The organism is Cupriavidus sp. HE11, assembly GCF_056097175.1.
Genome location: NZ_CP184465.1, coordinates 39,707 through 55,551, shown reverse-complemented (window position 1 = coordinate 55,551; position 15,845 = coordinate 39,707). Strand labels below are relative to the sequence as shown.

The window sequence follows — 15,845 nt, the reverse complement described above, 5'->3', positions numbered from 1 at the left end:
CGCAACGCTTTCAAGCCACACCACACGGAGATAAGAAGATGAAGCGAGCCACCCTGTTGTCCGCCGCCCTGGCGTGCAGCCTGTCCGTCCTTGCCGGCGCCGCCAGCGCGGCCATTTCGGGCGATGTCGTCAAGATCGGCGTGATGACCGACCTGTCCGGCGTCTACCTGGACTATGCCGGCAAGGGTTCCGTCGAAGCGGCCAAGATGGCGATCGAGGACTTTGGCAACGGCCTGCCCGGCAAGAAGATCGAGCTGGTCACTGCCGACCACCAGAACAAGGCCGACATCGGCAGCGCCCGCGCGCGGGAGTGGATCGACCGTGACGGCGTGGACGCCATCGTCGACCTGCCCAACTCGTCGGTCGCCCTGGCCGTGTCGCGCATCGCCTCGGAAAAGAAGCGCATCTCGCTGATCACCGGCGGTGCCAACCTGCGCCACACCAACGAGGAATGCTCGCCGTACATCGTGCATTACGTGTACGACACCTACGCGCTGGCCAACGTGGCCGGCAAGGCCATGGTCAAGCAGGGCCTGAAGAGCTGGTACTTCCTGACCGCCGACTACGCGTTCGGCGCGTCGCTGGAAACGGCCACGGCCGACGTGGTGAAGGCGTCGGGCGGCAGCGTGGTGGGCCAGGTCAAGCACCCGTTGAACGCGTCGGACTTCTCGTCGTTCGTGCTGCAGGCACAGTCGTCCAAGGCCCAGGTCGTGGCGCTGGCAAACGGCGGCGGCGACACCATCAACGCGATCAAGGCAGCCAACGACTTCGGCCTGCCCAAGAACCAGACGCTGGTGGGCCTGCTGATGACGATCAGCGACGTGCACAGCCTGGGGCTGAAGCTGACGCAGGGCATGAAGATGACCGACGCCTGGTACTGGGACCTGAACCCGCAGACGCGCGAGTTTGGCAGCCGCTTCTTCGCGCGCATGAAACGCATGCCGAACATGGTCCACGCCGGCACCTACTCGGCCGTGCTGCAGTACCTGAAGGCCGTGCAGGCCACCGGCAGCGACGATTCGGACACCGTGATGGCTGCGCTGAAGAAGGCGAAGATCAATGACGCCTTTGCCAAGAACGGCTACATCCGCGCCGACGGCCGGATGATGCACGACATGTACCTGATGGAAGTGAAGAAGCCCGCTGAATCCAAGTCGCCGTGGGACTACCTGAAGCTCGTGGCCACCGTGCCGGCCGAGGAAGCCTTCCAGCCGCTGTCGCAATCACGCTGCCCGCTGGTCAAGAAGTAAACCCACGGCTTTTTGCGCCCCTCTCCCGCGTGGCGGGAAAGGGGTTGGGGGACCGGGCGCGGCGGCGCGAACATCCGCTTCCGCATCTTGAGAAGCCCGCCCTCTCCCCCGCCCCTCTCCCGCTCGCGGGAGAGGGGAGAAGACCCACGTCCCTATCTCCCGAACGAATGACTACCAACGTACTGGAAGTCCACAACCTGACCAAGTCCTTCAAGGGCTTTACGGCGGTCAGCGGTGTGGACCTGCAGGTGCGTCGCGGCTCGATCCATGCATTGATCGGACCGAACGGCGCGGGCAAGACCACCTGCTTCAACCTGCTCACCAAATTCCTGGAGCCCACCACGGGCACCATCCTTTTCAACGGCATCGACATCACGCGCGAGAAGCCCGCACAGATTGCGCGGCGCGGCGTGATCCGGTCGTTCCAGATTTCCGCCGTGTTCCCGCACCTGAGCGTGCGCGAGAACGTGCGCATCGGCCTGCAGCGCCAACTGGGCACCGCGTTCCAGTTCTGGCGCAGCGAGCGGTCGCTCGACGTGCTCGACGCGCGCGCCATGGAACTGCTGGACCAGGTGGGCCTGACCGAGTTCGCCGAGACCACCACCGTCAACCTGCCGTATGGCCGCAAGCGCGCGCTGGAGATCGCCACCACGCTGGCGATGGAGCCCGAGCTGATGCTGCTGGACGAACCCACGCAGGGCATGGGCCACGAGGACGTGGACCGCGTGACGCAACTGATCAAGAAGGTGTCGGCTGGCCGCACCATCCTGATGGTCGAGCACAACATGAACGTGGTGTCGTCGATTGCCGACAAGATCACGGTGCTGCAGCGTGGCGCCATCCAGGCCGAAGGCCCGTACGCCGAAGTGTCGAAGGACCCGCGCGTGATGGAAGCCTACATGGGCACCGCCGATGCCGAACTGCAGGGAGCGCACTGATGACCGCGAATATTCCCGCACTCGAAATCAAGGACCTGCACGCCTGGTACGGCGAATCGCACATCCTGCACGGCGTGGACCTGACCGTGAACCGTGGCGAGGTGGTGACGTTGCTGGGCCGCAATGGCGCGGGCCGCACCACCACCATGCGCGCGATCATGGGGCTGACCGGCACGCGCAAGGGATCGATCAAGATCAACGGCAACGAGACCATCAGCCTGCCCACGCACAAGATCGCGCACTACGGCATCGGCTACTGCCCGGAAGAGCGGGCAATCTTTTCCAGCCTGTCGTGCGAGGAAAACCTGCTGCTGCCGCCGGTGCTCAAGGGCGCCAAGGGTGGCGACACCCCGGGCATGAGCGAGGCCGAGATCTACGAGATGTTCCCGAACCTGCGGGAACGCAAGCAGAGCCAGGGCACGCGGCTGTCCGGCGGCGAACAGCAGATGCTGGCCGTGGGCCGCATCCTGCGCACGGGCGCGAACCTGCTGCTGTTCGATGAAATCTCCGAGGGCCTGGCCCCGGTGATCGTGCAGGCGCTGGCGCGAATGATCCTGATGCTGAAGAAGAAGGGCTACACCGTGGTGATGGTGGAGCAGAACTTCCGCTTCGCCGCGCCGCTGGCCGACCGCTTCTACGTGATGGAGCACGGCGCCATCGTCGAGCGCTTTGCCGCCAGCGAGCTGCAGGCCAAGATGCCGGTGCTGAACGAACTGCTTGGCGTATAACAAGGGACCCTACGTTTCATGAATTTCGATATTGGAATCCCCCTGCCGGCGCTGCTGTCCCAGTTGCTGCTGGGGCTGGTCAACGGCGCGTTCTACGCAATGCTGAGCCTGGGGCTGGCCGTGATCTTCGGCCTGCTCAACGTGATCAACTTCGCGCACGGCGCGCTGTTCATGCTCGGGGCCGTGCTGGCCTGGGCCGGCATGGAGTACGCCGGCCTGAACTACTGGGTCATGCTATTGCTGTCGCCTCTGGCGGTGGCCGTGGTCGGCGTGGTGATCGAGAAGTCGATGCTGCGCTGGATCTACAAGCTCGATCACATCTACGGCCTGCTGCTGACGCTGGGCATCACGCTGGTGATCGAAGGCGTGATGCGATCAGCCTACGGTGTCTCCGGCCTGCCCTACTCGCCGCCCGATGCGCTGCAGGGCGCCACGGACCTGGGCTTCATGGTGCTGCCGAACTATCGCGCCTGGGTGGTCTTGGCATCCATCGTGGTCTGCCTGGCCACGTGGTTCACGATCGAGAAGACCAAACTCGGCGCCTACCTGCGCGCGGGCACCGAGAACCCCAAGATCGTCGAGGCCTTCGGTGTCAACGTGCCATTGATGGTGACGCTGACCTATGGATTTGGCGTGGCGCTGGCCGCGTTTGCCGGGGTGCTGGCCGCACCGGTCATCCAGGTATCGCCGCTGATGGGCCAGAACCTGATCATCGTCGTGTTCGCCGTGGTGGTCATTGGCGGCATGGGATCGATCATGGGATCGATCGTCACCGGCCTGGCGCTTGGCGTCATTGAAGGCCTGACCAAGGTGTTCTATCCGCAGGCATCGTCGACCGTGGTGTTCTTCATCATGGTGATCGTGCTGATGCTGCGCCCCGCCGGCCTGTTCGGGAAGGAAAAGTAAATGCTGCAAGACTCCAATCGCCGCGGCCAGGTCGCGGTCTACGGCGCGCTGCTGCTCGCCGCCCTGCTGGCGCCGATGCTGGGCGCCTATCCGGTATTCGTGCTCAAGGTGCTCTGCTTCGCCCTGTTTGCGTGTGCCTTCAACCTGCTGATCGGCTACACCGGGCTGCTGTCGTTCGGCCACGCCGCGTTCTTCGGCGGTGCCGGCTACGTGGCTGGCCACGCCATGAAGGAGTGGGGCCTGACGCCCGAGCTGGGCCTGCTGCTGGGCACCGCATTCGCGGCGTTGACTGGACTGGTCATGGGCGCCCTGGCGATTCGCCGCCAGGGCATCTACTTCTCGATGATCACCCTCGCGCTGGCGCAGATGCTGTACTTCTTCTGCCTGCAGGCGCCATTTACGGGCGGCGAGGACGGCATCCAGGGCATCCCGCGCGGCAAGCTGCTGGGCCTGCTGCCGCTGGACAGCGACCTGACGCTCTACTACGTGGTGCTGGTGATCGTGGTGGCCGCATTCGCGCTGATCGTCCGCACGATCCATTCGCCGTTCGGACAGATCCTGAAGGCAATCAAGGAGAACGAGCCGCGCGCAGTATCGCTGGGCTATGACGTGGACCGCTTCAAGCTCGTGGCCTTCGTGCTGTCGGCCGCGCTGGCCGGTCTGGCCGGATCGCTGAAGGCACTCGTGCTGGGCTTCGAGACGCTGACCGATGTGCACTGGTCGATGTCGGGCGCCGTGATCCTGATGACGCTGGTGGGCGGCCTGGGCACGCTGGCCGGCCCCATCGCCGGCGCGTTCGTGGTGATCGCGCTCGAAAACAAGCTCGGCGACCTGGGCACGTTCCTGGCCGGCATCACCGGCATCGAGTGGTTCAACACGCTGGGCGAATCGGTGACGATGGTCACGGGCGTGATCTTCGTGATCTGCGTGCTGACGTTCCGGCGCGGCATCGTCGGCGAGATGATCGGACTGGCCGACCAGTGGAAGGCGCGGCGCAAGCCGGCCGCGCCGCTGGGCTCACATCTCGTCGATCGCGGTTGACGCGGTGACCACGCCGGCATCCTTCTCCAGCGAGAAGCGGTCGCGCGTGGTCACGTAGAAGCTGGCGCCGAAGCGGCCCACGGGGAAGTACTCCTGCAGCCGCACGCGCCAGCGCTCGGTGTCGATCAGGCCGTCGCGCGCATGCAGCCGCAGCACGCGGCCAATGAAGATCTGGCGGCTTTCCGTTTCCAGCGTTTCCCAGAGCCGGCATTCGAACGCCACCGGTGCCTCGGCAATGCGCGGCGGTGCCACATCCGTGCACGGGGCGGCAGTCAGGCCCACGTGGGCCAGTTCGCTCATGTCTGGCGGCAGGCGCTCGCCGCAACGGTGCATTTTCTCGGCCATCGCCTCGTCGCTCAGGTGCACGACAAATTCCTGCGTTCGCACGATATTGGCCGCCGTATCCTTCAGCGATCCGTCGCCCAGGCGGTTCACGCTGATCATCACGATCGGCGGCTCCTCGCCCAGCATGTTGAACATCGAGAACGGCGCGGCATTGGCGGTTCCGTCGGGGCCCAGCGTGGTAACCAGCGCGATCGGGCGCGGCACGATCAGGCTGGCCATGAGCTTGTAGCGCTGATACTCGGTGATCGCGCTGAAATCGATTTCCATCGTGTTCCTTGGGTATTCGGGTTTAGCGCTGCGGCAGGCCCAGCATCTGCGCCAGGCTCTTCTCGCCCTGCATGCGCGACGTTTCGATGCGCTGCTCCAGTTCGCGCAGGTGTGCTTCCATCAGCGCCACGGCGCCCGTGGCGTCGCGCGCCTCGATGCAGGCGACGATGGCGGCGTGCTCGTCGTGCTCGCACGGCGCATGCCCCGGCGGCTCGTAGAGGCCCACGATCAGCGAGCAGCGCGACACCAGTTCGGTCAGGTAGCGTTGCAGCACCGGATTGCGCGCCAGTGCCGCAATCCGCAGGTGGAAGCCGCTCGCCAGCCGCGCCCACGATGGCTGGTCGAAGCGGTGCATCGCGTCGTGCTCGTCGGCCAGCTGCCGGCGCAGTTCGCGCAGGTCGGCCTCGGTGACGCGCTCCACCGCCAGTTCCACCAGCACGCGCTCCATGGCGCGGCGCGCCTCGAAGATCTGGCTGGTTTCCTCGGGCGTCGGCTCGGCAATCACCGCGCCCTTGTTCGGACGCAGCGCCACGATGCCGTCGTGCGCGAGCTTTTCCAGCACGCGCCGCACCACGGCCCGGCCTACGCCGAACAGCGTGCATAGCTCGGGCTCGGGCAGCTTGGTCCCGGGGGTCAGGCGATGGTTCAGCACGCCGTCGAAGATCGCCTGGTAGATGCGGGTGTCGGCGTCCTGCCGCTCGTCGGGTGCATCCGGTGCTTCCGAGGCGTCCGGCAGGGGCGGCTCCGCCACCGTGGCGGCGGTTTTCCTTGCTTTGGTTGACATGGCGTCGGTCAGGGAAACAATGCCCATGATGTTAGCGCGCGGCGGCGGTAGCGATATCCGGTGCCATCGGCACCTGCGCGTCCATCGCATCGCAGATCGCGCCCGGCGTGGTGAACCACACCTCGCCGTGAGACCGCCGCGCGGCAATATGCGCCAGCGCGCGCCGCAAGTGCCGCAGCCGGTACGGCTGCCCCACCAGGTAGGGATGCAGCGCAATGCCCATCACCAGCGGTTGCGGATGCTGCGGGTGGTTGGCCTGCAGCAGCATTTCGTCGAACTGGTCAATGATCATGTCGGCGAACGCCGCGCCATCGAGCTGGCGCGCAATGATCATCGGAATGTCGTTGAGTTCCTGCGGGTACGGGATCGACCAGAGCGCGCCGCCGTCACGGGTCTGCATGCGGATCGGCCGGTCGTCGTGGGCCCAGTTCAGCGTGTAGCGATAGCCGGCTTCGGCCAGCAGGTCGGGCGTAACCATCGTTTCCGAGATCCACGGCGACAGCCAGCCACCCGGAGCCCGGCCGCTGTGTTCGTGGATGCGGTCGCGGCAGTGCCGCAGCAGCGCGCGCTCGCCGGCTTCGTCGAATTCGCTCTGGCGATGCGCATTCGTATGACCATGGCCGATCAGTTCGTCGCCCCGCGCCAGGCAGGCATCGAGCACTTCCGGGCAGTGATCGTAGATCGCCGTGTTCAGGATCACGCCGGTAGGCATCTCAAGCTGGTCGAACAGTTCCAGGCAGCGCCACACCCCTACCCGGTTGCCATATTCGCGCCAGCTGTAGTTCAGCACGTCGGGCTGCGGCGATATCGGGCCCAGGTTCGCGCCCAGCCCCTCGCCAAACGCAAAGTGCTCGATATTGAAGCCGAGATAGACGGCCAGCCGCGCGCCGTTGGGCCAGCGGAAGCCGTCGGCGTCGGTGATCGGCCGGTACGGAAAGCGGCCGTGATGGCGCAACGGCCCGAACGACGGGGCCGCCGCGGCCTGCGCTGCCGCCAGCGGACTCGGATTGAAGGTCATGAACGCGTGCCTTTCTTCTGGTTGGTGCATCCACCGCCGGAACCGGCACCGCCTTCGTGCGTAATGCCCCGTTTCCGATCGTATGCATAGGTATCGCGTAATCGTTCGCAATTTGCGGGCCAGATCGTCAACGTATGGAAACACCGTATGTCCGGGAGTTTTCGGGTGATTCGTCAACGCGATGGCACGGCTCTTGCGAGACACCGCGCCGACACCAACCCATCCGGAGATCCGCCATGTTTCGTCCCCAACGCCGTGCACTGATCGCTGCCGCCGCGGCCGCCTGCGTCATGACCGCCCTGCCTGCGCATGCCGCCGACACCATCAAGATCGGCCTGATCACGGCGCTGTCGGGCCAGTCCGCCCGCGCTGGCGAATCGCTGACACGCGGCATGACCATTGCCATCGACGAGATCAATGCGAAGGGCGGCCTGCTGGGCGGCCGCAAGCTCGAACTGGTGCGCCGCGACGACGAAGGCAATCCGGCCAAGGGCGTGCTGGCTGCGCGCGAGCTGATCTACAAGGAGAAGGTGGCCGTGCTGTTCGGCGGGCTGGACACGCCCGTGTCGATGGCCATCGTGCCGATCGCCAACCAGGAAAAGGTGCCGTTCATGGGCCCGTGGGCCGCCGGCACGCCGATCACGCACAACGGCGCGAATCCGAACTTCGCCTTCCGCGTCTCGGCGGTGGACGAGGTGGTGGACAAGGCAATGCTGCAGTACGCGCAGAAGGCATTCAACGCGACCAGGCCGGGCCTGATCCTGGTGAACAACCCGTGGGGCGAATCCAACGAGAAAGGCATCGTGGCGGCAATGGCCGCCAAGGGTGGCAAGCCCGTGGGCGTCGAAAAGTTCGAGGCGAACGACGTGGACGTGGTGCCCCAGCTCGGTCGCCTGAAAGCCGCCGGCGCCGACGTGCTGCTGATGGTGGGCAACGTCGGCCCGTCGGCGCAGGTGGTGAAGTCGCTCGACCGCATGGGCTGGAAGGTGCCGGTGGTCTCGCACTGGGGCCCCGCAGGTGGCCGCTTCACGGAACTGGCCGGACCGAACGCGAAGAACGTTCACTTCGTGCAGACCTATAGCTTCTTCGGCAGCCCTTCGCCGGTCAGTACGCGCGTGGTCAACGATCTGAAGGCGAAGTACAGCGACGTGAAGGGCCCGGACGACATCACCCCGGCCGTGGGCGTGGCAAACGCCTACGACGCCACGCAACTGGCCGCGCTGGCGATTGCCAAGGCCGGCAGCACCAAGGGCGACGCGGTGCGCGAAGGCTTCTACAAGATCGACCGCTACGAGGGCCTGATCAAGACCTACGTGAAGCCGTTCTCGCCGCAGCAGCACGACGCGCTGACCGAGAACGACTACGTGTGGGCCCAGTTCATCGACAACCGCATCGTGCCGGTGAAGCAGTAAGCGCTTCTTGCTGGCCAATTGTTGCTCTCGCCTCTCCCGCCATGCGTGGAGAGGCGAGAAAAACCCGAAAAGAAGGACATCACCATGTTATGGATATCCGCCCTCATCAGCGGGCTTGGCCTGGGCAGCATGTACGGGCTGATGGCGCTGGGGTTTCACATCACCTACGCAGTCTCTGCCACGGTCAATTTCGCGCAGGGCAGTTCGATGATGCTGGGCGCCGTGCTCACGTACACGTTTGCGCAGACGCTGGGCTGGCCGATGCCGCTGGCGATCGTTCTGGCACTGGCACTGTGCGCGCTGTATGGCCTGGCCGTGGAATTCCTGGCCGTGCGCCCGTTCGCCAGCCGGGGCTCGAACGCCTGGCTGATGGCAACCGTGGCGCTGGGCATCGTGCTCGATAACGTGGTGATGCTCTGGTTCGGCACCGAGCCGCGCAGCCTGCCGTCTCCGCTGGCAACCCAATCGGTACAGCTTGGCAGCTCGGGGGTGGGCGTGTATCCGCTGCAACTGGTGATCCCGGTGGTGGGGCTGGTGCTGGCCGCCGTGCTGCACGTGGTGCTGCGCAAGTCGCGCTGGGGCGTGGCGATGCTCGCGGTGGTGCAGAACCGCGACGCCGCGCGCCTGATGGGCATTCCGATCCGCCGCACCATTGCCGGCGCCTTCGCGCTGTCAACACTGCTGGCCGGCATTGCCGGGGTACTGATTGCCCCGCTGTTCAATGTACAGGCCGACATGGGCACCGTCTTCGGCCTCAAGGCGTTCGCCGTCGCCATTCTTGGCGGCCTGTCCAGCGCCTGGGGCGTCATGGTGGCCGGCCTGATCTTCGGCGTCGCCGAAGCGCTGGTGACCGCATCGCTGGGTTCCAGCTACACCCAGATCATCACCTTTGCGCTGGTCATTGCACTGCTGGCGCTGCGGCCCGATGGCCTGTTCGGACGTGCGGAGGTACGCAAGGTATGAGCCCAGGTATGAGTCCAGGTACGAGCAAGACCATGACATCCACGGTATCCACCGCACCGCCGGCCACCCCCGCACGCCCCGCCGCGCCATGGCTGGGGCTGGGCACGCCGTTGCAGATCGCCGCCATGTGTGCGGCGCTGATCGCGGCGGCAGGCCTGACCCTGACGCTGAACGGCTATTTCGTCTTCGTGATCGCAGGCGTGGCAATGCTTGCCATCTGCGGCGTGGGCCTGAACCTGCTGCTCGGGCTGACCGGCCAGGTGTCGTTCGGCCACGTTGGCTTCTACGCGATTGGCGCCTATACGGTGGCGATCCTGACCGGCCAGGCAGGCTGGAGCTTCTGGGCAGCGTGGCCGGTCGGCGCACTGGTGGCCGCCGTGCTGGGCGCCCTGCTGGCCCTGCCCGCGCTACGCGTCAAGGGCCCGGGGCTGGCCATGGTGACCATCGCCTTCGGCTTCATCGTCGAGCATGGCGCCGTGGAATGGCGCGGCCTGACCGGCGGCCAGAACGGCCTGATGGGTATCGCGCAACCGTCGCTGCCCGGTGTGGAGGGCGGCGAGCGTGCGCTGGCATTGATCGCCATTGCCGTGCTGGGGCTTGCACTGGCCGCCTATGCGCGCATTGCACGTGGCAGCTGGGGGGCCGCCATGCGCGCGGTGCGCGACAGCGAAACCGCTGCGGCGTCGATCGGCGTCAATCCGCTGGTCGTCAAGACCGTGGGCTTTGCATTTTCGGCCGCATTGGCCGGATTGGCCGGCGGACTGTTCGCCCCGTTGCAAGGCATGGTCACGCCGGGCATGTTCTCGTTCCTGCAATCGATCCTGTTCGTGCTTGTGGTGATGATCGGTGGTGCCGGCACGGTGGCCGGGCCGGTCGCGGGCGCAATCGTGGTCGGACTGCTGCCGGAAATCCTGTCGAGCCTGGAAAACCTGCGTCTGCTCTGCTTTGGCGTGCTGCTGCTGGTGGTGCTGTGGGTAGCGCCCAGCGGCATGGTCGGCGTGGTGACGTCGGCATTGCGCCGCCTGCATCCTGCCAGACCGGCAGACCACGATGCGGTGGCCGGCGCCATGCTGCCGCAGCGCGACCCCGCGCAACGCCGGGGGCTGTCGGCACTGGGCCTGTCGATGGTATTCGGTGGCGTGCGCGCGGTCGACGACCTGTCGTTCGAACTGCCGCCGGGCCAGGTGACCAGCCTGATCGGCCCGAACGGCGCGGGCAAATCGACCGTGCTCAACATGCTGTCCGGCTACTACCGTCCGCGCTCCGGCGGGCGGCGACTCGGCGCCGACGCCCTGCCCGCACGCGGCGCCTGCCACAGTGCGCGCCATGGCATCTCGCGCACCTACCAGACCACGCAGCTGTTCACAGGCATGAGTGCGACCGACAACGTAGCCATTGCCCTCACGCGCGGCAAGCTTGGCACGCTGCTGGGCATCGCCGGCTTCACGGCCCCGGCCGTGCGCGACGAGGCCCGCGCATTGCTGGCCGCCTGCGGCTATACCGGCAACCCCGACGCCAGCGCCGCCGACCTGGCCCACGTGGACCGCCGCCTGGTGGAAATCGCCCGGGCGCTGGCGACACGGCCGGCCGTGCTGCTGCTGGATGAACCGGCTGCGGGGCTGTCGCGCGAAGACAAGGCCACGCTGGGCCGCCTGCTGCGCCGGATTGCCGACAGCGGCATCGCGGTCGGCCTGGTCGAGCACGACATGTCGCTGGTAATGGACGTATCCGACAGCATCGTCGTGATCGATGCAGGCCAGCACCTGTCCGCCGGCACGCCCGACGCCGTGCGCGCCGATCCTGCCGTACGGCGCGCCTATCTGGGCGAGGCGTCGGGCGCCCCGGTGCGGCAGCGCAGCCGCCAGCCGTACGAAGCCATGCCACCCGAAGTGCTCGGCGTCAGCGCGCTGCGCGCTGGCTACGGCGCGGCGCCGGTGCTGCATGACGTGGACCTGCAGGTCCGCGAGGGCGAGATGGTGGCGTTGCTGGGCGCCAATGGCGCGGGCAAGTCCACGCTGATGCGCGCGCTGTCAGGGCTGCATCGCCCGGTGCAGGGCGGCATCACGTTCGATGGCACCGACCTCGCCCGGCTCGACGCGGCGAAGATTGCCGAAATGGGCGTGGTGCTGGTGCCCGAAGGCCGGCAGGTATTTCCGGAACTGTCCGTGCTCGACAACCTGCGGCTGGGTGCCTTCCCGTCTGGCCGCATCTCGCGCGCGGAAACCACCCGCCGCATCGAGGCCATGTTCGCGCGCTGGCCCCGCCTGCGCGAGCGGCAGCACCAGCGTGCCGGCCTGATGTCCGGCGGCGAACAGCAGATGCTGGCCGTGGCGCGCGGACTGATGTCGAACCCGTCCGTGCTGCTGCTCGACGAACCGTCGCTGGGACTGGCGCCCAAGGTCATCGAGGAATTGTTCGCATCGCTGGACGCGCTGCGCGAGGCATCGATCACCATCCTGCTGGTGGACCAGATGGCCGCGCTGGCCCTGTCCCTGGCCGACCGCGCCTATGTGCTGGAAGAAGGCCGCGTGGTCGCCAGCGGCGATGCCGAGACGCTGGCGAAGGACCCGGCGCTGGTACAGGCCTACCTGGGCGGGCAGCACGCATGAAGGCCCTTGCCACTTCACGCGCCGGGATGGTGACCAGCCCGCATGCGCTGGCGAGCGAGGCTGGCCTGGAAATCCTGCGCGCCGGCGGCAATGCCATCGAAGCCGCCATCGCCATCGGTGCCACGCTTTCCGTCACCTATCCGCACTTCACGGGGCTGGGTGGCGATGCCTTCTGGATCCTCGGCGACCAGTCGGGCAACGTGCGTGCGCTTTCCGGCATCGGCCAGGCCGCCGCCACGCTGCCCGACTACGGCAACGCCATTCCCACGCGCGGCGCGGCCTCGGCCATTACGTCAGCTGCCACCGTGGACACCTGGGACCGCGCCTTCGCCATCAGCCGCGACCAGTGGGGCGGCCGGCAGGCGTGGAGCCAGTTGTTCCAGCGCGCCATCGCGCTGGCGCAGGAAGGCTTCGAGGTCACGCCGTCGCAGCGCTTCTGGCAGACATTCCGCCAGGAAGAATTGTCGGACTGGCCCGGCTTTGCCGCGGTCTTCATGCCCGATGGCCGGCTGCCAAGGCAAGGCGACCGCCTGCGGCAGCCGGCGCTGGCCCGCAGCCTTGATCGCATAGCGAACTTCGGTTCGCGCGAGTTTTACGAAGGCGAACTGGCCGAGCGCATCGTCAAGGGGCTGCGTGCCGCCGGATCGCCACTCCGGCTGCAGGACCTGGCCCGCACGGCGGCGCGCGACGAAGCACCGTTGCGTGTGCCGTACCGCGGGGGCGAACTGCTGAGCCTGGCGCCGCCCACGCAGGGTGTGACCACGCTGCAGATCATGGGCATTCTGGAACGCTTCGACTTGGCCAGCATCGCGGAGGGCAGCGCGGACTACTACCACCTGCTCGTGGAAGCCGTAAAACAGGCGTTCATCGAACGCAACCGGCATGTGGCAGACCCCGAGTTCGCCACCGTGCCGGTCGATGCGATGTTGTCACCGGCGCGGCTGTCCGCGCTGGCCGCACATATCGATATGCGCCACGCGATGCCCTGGCCCCATGTCTACCAGCACGGCGACACGGTCTTCCTGTCGGCTGTGGACAGCCAGGGCCGCTGCGCCAGCGTGCTGCAGACCGTGTATTTCGACTGGGGCAGCGGCGTGGTGGCGGGCGACACCGGCATCCTCTGGCATAACCGTGGCGCCGCGTTCAGCACCGTTCCCACGCATCACAACGCGATTCAACCGGGCAAGCGCCCTTTCCATACGCTGAATCCGGGCATGTACCTGCGCGACGGCAAGCCACGGCTGACGTATGGCACGCAGGGCGCCGACGGGCAGCCGCAGACGCTGGCTGCCGTGCTGACGCGGCTGATCGACTATGGGATGGATCCGATGCAGGCACTGTCCCGGCCGCGCTTCCTGCTGGGCCGCACATTCTCCGATACGCGCGACAGCCTCAAGATCGAGGCCGATGCAGGCGACGATGTGATTGCCACGCTGTCGACCCGCGGTCACGAAGTCAGCGTGATCGACGCGCAAAGCCCGCTTGCAGGCCACCCCGGCGCCATTGCGTTGTACGACGACGGATCATGCGCGGGCGCGCATGATCCACGCAGCGACGGCATCGCCATGGGGGTGTCAGGGGCATAGACACGGGATCGGAAACGTCAGGCATCATCTGGGCATTCGGGAGAAAACGGCCCCCCCTGCGTGACGCACGCATGAAAGCCCTGCGCACTGTAGCGGTTTTGTATCGGACAGGAACCCGTACAGCGGATGCCCGTCCAATGCAATAACTGTCGACTGGCCGTCACGATGCGATGCAGCGTGCAAGCGCCGGCGCGATGGTCCACAATCCCGTCGGAGGAACGCACCGCTCCCAGCGGCCCTGCGTCCCCCATGTCCCCCAGCAACCGCTCCCCTCTCGCCAAGGAGAACACCGTGCTGAGCCCACATGAACTTGCCACACTGATGTTGATCGGCAACGGTCCACATACCCGCGACGATACGTCTACCATCCCCGCACGCGAAATCGACCCCGTCGATCTCGATGCACTGATCACCCGGCAACTGGTGATCCTGGAATCCGAACAGGGCAAACGTCCCTGCCCGCAAATCACCGCGCATGGCCGATCGATGCTGGCCGCGGTGGGCCGCCTGAACTAGGCGGCTTGTCTCACCCTTTCCTGCCCGCCTGCAGCTGCCGCGTGACTACCGGGTGACGGCCGCCGTCTTCATGGCTGCGGCCGGTGCCTGATAGCCATCGGTCAGCGTCTTCAGGAACGCGATCACATCGCGCATCTCGGCCTCGGTCATCAACGGCTTGTCGCCCGGCTTGCCGCCAAACGGCGCTTCCATGTTGATGTTCTCGTGATATTGCGCCGGCAGATCGTCGAACTTCTGCACCTTGCCGTCCGCGCCGCGCGGATACCACTTCTGCGGTTTCACATCGCGCTCGGCGTAGAAGTGCAGCACTTCGTCCAGCGAATGGAAGATGCCGTTGTGAAAGAACGCGTGGCGCAGTGCCACGTTGCGCAATGACGGGGTACGGAACAGGCCGCAGTAGTCGGCGCGGTCCTTCAGGTCGGTACGATCGGGGCCACACAGCCCCATGTCGAAGAAGGCCGGATCGGCATTGCCGGACAGCTTGCGGTTGCGCGGCACGCCCACGGCAATAAAGCCGAAGTCGGAAAACGCCGGGAAGGCGCCTTCGCGGACATCGCCCGGGTGGCACGCGGCGCAATTGCCCTTGGCCGGATCGTTGAACACGCGCAGGCCACGCGTCTCCTGCGGGCTCAGCGTGGCCTGCCCGCGCAGCACCGCATCGTACTTGCTGGTATAGGGATAGAACTCCGACGCCGTCTGCTGGAACACTTCCAGCGCCATCAGCACGGCGTTGAAGGCGGTGTCTTCATCGTCCAGCACATCCTGGCCCAGCACCTTCCGGAACGTCTCGGCGTACGGCCCCTTGCGGATCCGCTCGACCACCACCCGTGGCTCGCCATTTGCCATCTCGTGCGCGGACAGCAGCGGGATGCGGGCCTGGTCGTGCGCGGAGCCCGCGCGGCCATCCCAGTTGTGACCGCCGGTCGGGCCCTGGTCCTCGGCGTCATTGCCGTCGTTCTCGTGGTAATGGTCGGTGTAGGCCGGCACGTTCTGCACGTAGCGCAGCGACGGCGCGGCGCGCACGCCGGTGCGCGTCATGTCTGCGCCGCCAAGCTGCACCGACAGGTTGTTCGGCGGTCCGTACGCATGCTCCGGGCTATGGCAGGTGGCGCACGACTGCTTGCCCGACGCCGACATTGCCGGCTCGAAGAACAGCGCCTTGCCCAGCGCCCTGAGCTGCGCGATATCGGGATGGCGCTCGGCCATCATCGCGTAGAACGGTTTCGGACCCGCGGCCTTCGGTGCACTGGCCACTGCCGCCTGCGCGACCGGGGCCGCCGGGCCCGCCGGAGCGGCGTCCTGCTTGCCGCAGCCCGCCATCACGCTGGCCAGCAACACGATCAGCAGGCTGCCTGCCACGCGCAACCAGGCGAAGAGCGACGGGAACGCGGCGTTCCACAACAGCGGCGGCAAGCTCATGACGGAATGATGGCAACAGGATGACGATGGAATGGCGCAAGAGGCTATTCCGGCTTCATGACA

14 protein-coding genes are annotated in these 15,845 nt (G+C 66.6%); 10 read left to right on the top strand and 4 right to left on the bottom strand.

Annotated features, from left to right (window positions below; genetic code table 11):
• Nucleotides 1–38 precede the first annotated feature (38 nt).
• The 5 genes from ACOABP_RS17685 to ACOABP_RS17665 all read left to right on the top strand — a co-directional run bounded on the left by ACOABP_RS17685 (nucleotide 39) and on the right by ACOABP_RS17665 (nucleotide 4,863).
• Entirely contained in the window at nucleotides 39–1,250 is a 1,212-nt protein-coding gene (locus tag ACOABP_RS17685) for an ABC transporter substrate-binding protein (protein WP_474229141.1), read from the top strand.
• A 167-nt stretch (nucleotides 1,251–1,417) separates the two neighbouring features.
• Nucleotides 1,418–2,188 (top strand): ABC transporter ATP-binding protein, encoded by a 771-nt coding sequence (locus ACOABP_RS17680; RefSeq protein ID WP_474229140.1) that lies wholly within the window; start codon nucleotides 1,418–1,420, stop codon nucleotides 2,186–2,188.
• On the top strand, nucleotides 2,188–2,916 hold the full coding sequence (locus tag ACOABP_RS17675) for an ABC transporter ATP-binding protein (protein ID WP_474229138.1): 729 nt from the start codon (nucleotides 2,188–2,190) through the stop codon (nucleotides 2,914–2,916). Before ACOABP_RS17680 ends, ACOABP_RS17675 begins: the two co-directional genes overlap by 1 nt.
• Nucleotides 2,917–2,934: 18 nt before the next feature.
• Nucleotides 2,935–3,822 carry a branched-chain amino acid ABC transporter permease gene (locus ACOABP_RS17670; protein WP_474229137.1) on the top strand — a complete coding sequence of 296 codons (888 nt, stop codon included), beginning with the start codon at nucleotides 2,935–2,937 and terminating at the stop codon, nucleotides 3,820–3,822.
• Complete coding sequence (locus ACOABP_RS17665; protein WP_474229135.1) at nucleotides 3,823–4,863, top strand: branched-chain amino acid ABC transporter permease; 1,041 nt, start codon at nucleotides 3,823–3,825, stop codon at nucleotides 4,861–4,863.
• Here the strand turns inward: ACOABP_RS17665 and ACOABP_RS17660 are convergent.
• The 3 genes from ACOABP_RS17660 to ACOABP_RS17650 are packed head-to-tail and all read right to left on the bottom strand — an operon-like array spanning nucleotide 4,840 to nucleotide 7,277.
• Nucleotides 4,840–5,475 carry a flavin reductase family protein gene (locus ACOABP_RS17660; protein WP_474229133.1) on the bottom strand — a complete coding sequence of 212 codons (636 nt, stop codon included), beginning with the start codon at nucleotides 5,473–5,475 and terminating at the stop codon, nucleotides 4,840–4,842. The two genes, ACOABP_RS17665 and ACOABP_RS17660, sit on opposite strands and share 24 nt — an antisense overlap.
• Nucleotides 5,476–5,497: 22 nt before the next feature.
• Entirely contained in the window at nucleotides 5,498–6,259 is a 762-nt protein-coding gene (locus ACOABP_RS17655) for a GntR family transcriptional regulator (RefSeq protein ID WP_474229131.1), read from the bottom strand.
• A 31-nt stretch (nucleotides 6,260–6,290) separates the two neighbouring features.
• Complete coding sequence (locus ACOABP_RS17650; protein ID WP_474229129.1) at nucleotides 6,291–7,277, bottom strand: polysaccharide deacetylase family protein; 987 nt, start codon at nucleotides 7,275–7,277, stop codon at nucleotides 6,291–6,293.
• 236 nt (nucleotides 7,278–7,513) lie between these two features.
• Between ACOABP_RS17650 and ACOABP_RS17645 the strand changes: the two genes are divergently transcribed.
• The 5 genes from ACOABP_RS17645 to ACOABP_RS17625 all read left to right on the top strand — a co-directional run bounded on the left by ACOABP_RS17645 (nucleotide 7,514) and on the right by ACOABP_RS17625 (nucleotide 14,363).
• The gene (locus ACOABP_RS17645; protein WP_474229128.1) at nucleotides 7,514–8,689 is read left to right on the top strand and encodes an ABC transporter substrate-binding protein; all 1,176 of its coding nucleotides are present in this window, start codon (nucleotides 7,514–7,516) and stop codon (nucleotides 8,687–8,689) included.
• 84 nt (nucleotides 8,690–8,773) lie between these two features.
• Nucleotides 8,774–9,652, top strand: coding sequence for a branched-chain amino acid ABC transporter permease (locus tag ACOABP_RS17640; protein WP_474229126.1), 879 nt, complete (start codon nucleotides 8,774–8,776; stop codon nucleotides 9,650–9,652).
• Nucleotides 9,653–9,684: 32 nt separating this feature from the next.
• Nucleotides 9,685–12,261 carry a branched-chain amino acid ABC transporter ATP-binding protein/permease gene (locus ACOABP_RS17635; RefSeq protein WP_474229124.1) on the top strand — a complete coding sequence of 859 codons (2,577 nt, stop codon included), beginning with the start codon at nucleotides 9,685–9,687 and terminating at the stop codon, nucleotides 12,259–12,261.
• The gene (gene ggt / locus ACOABP_RS17630; RefSeq protein WP_474229123.1) at nucleotides 12,258–13,847 is read left to right on the top strand and encodes a gamma-glutamyltransferase; all 1,590 of its coding nucleotides are present in this window, start codon (nucleotides 12,258–12,260) and stop codon (nucleotides 13,845–13,847) included. Before ACOABP_RS17635 ends, ggt begins: the two co-directional genes overlap by 4 nt.
• A gap of 291 nt (nucleotides 13,848–14,138) precedes the next feature.
• On the top strand, nucleotides 14,139–14,363 hold the full coding sequence (locus tag ACOABP_RS17625; protein ID WP_066737214.1) for a hypothetical protein: 225 nt from the start codon (nucleotides 14,139–14,141) through the stop codon (nucleotides 14,361–14,363).
• A gap of 45 nt (nucleotides 14,364–14,408) precedes the next feature.
• On the opposite strand, the gene ACOABP_RS17620 is transcribed toward ACOABP_RS17625, so the two are convergent.
• Nucleotides 14,409–15,782, bottom strand: a complete 1,374-nt coding sequence (locus tag ACOABP_RS17620) for a cytochrome-c peroxidase (protein WP_474229121.1) — start codon at nucleotides 15,780–15,782, stop codon at nucleotides 14,409–14,411.
• Nucleotides 15,783–15,845 lie beyond the last annotated feature (63 nt).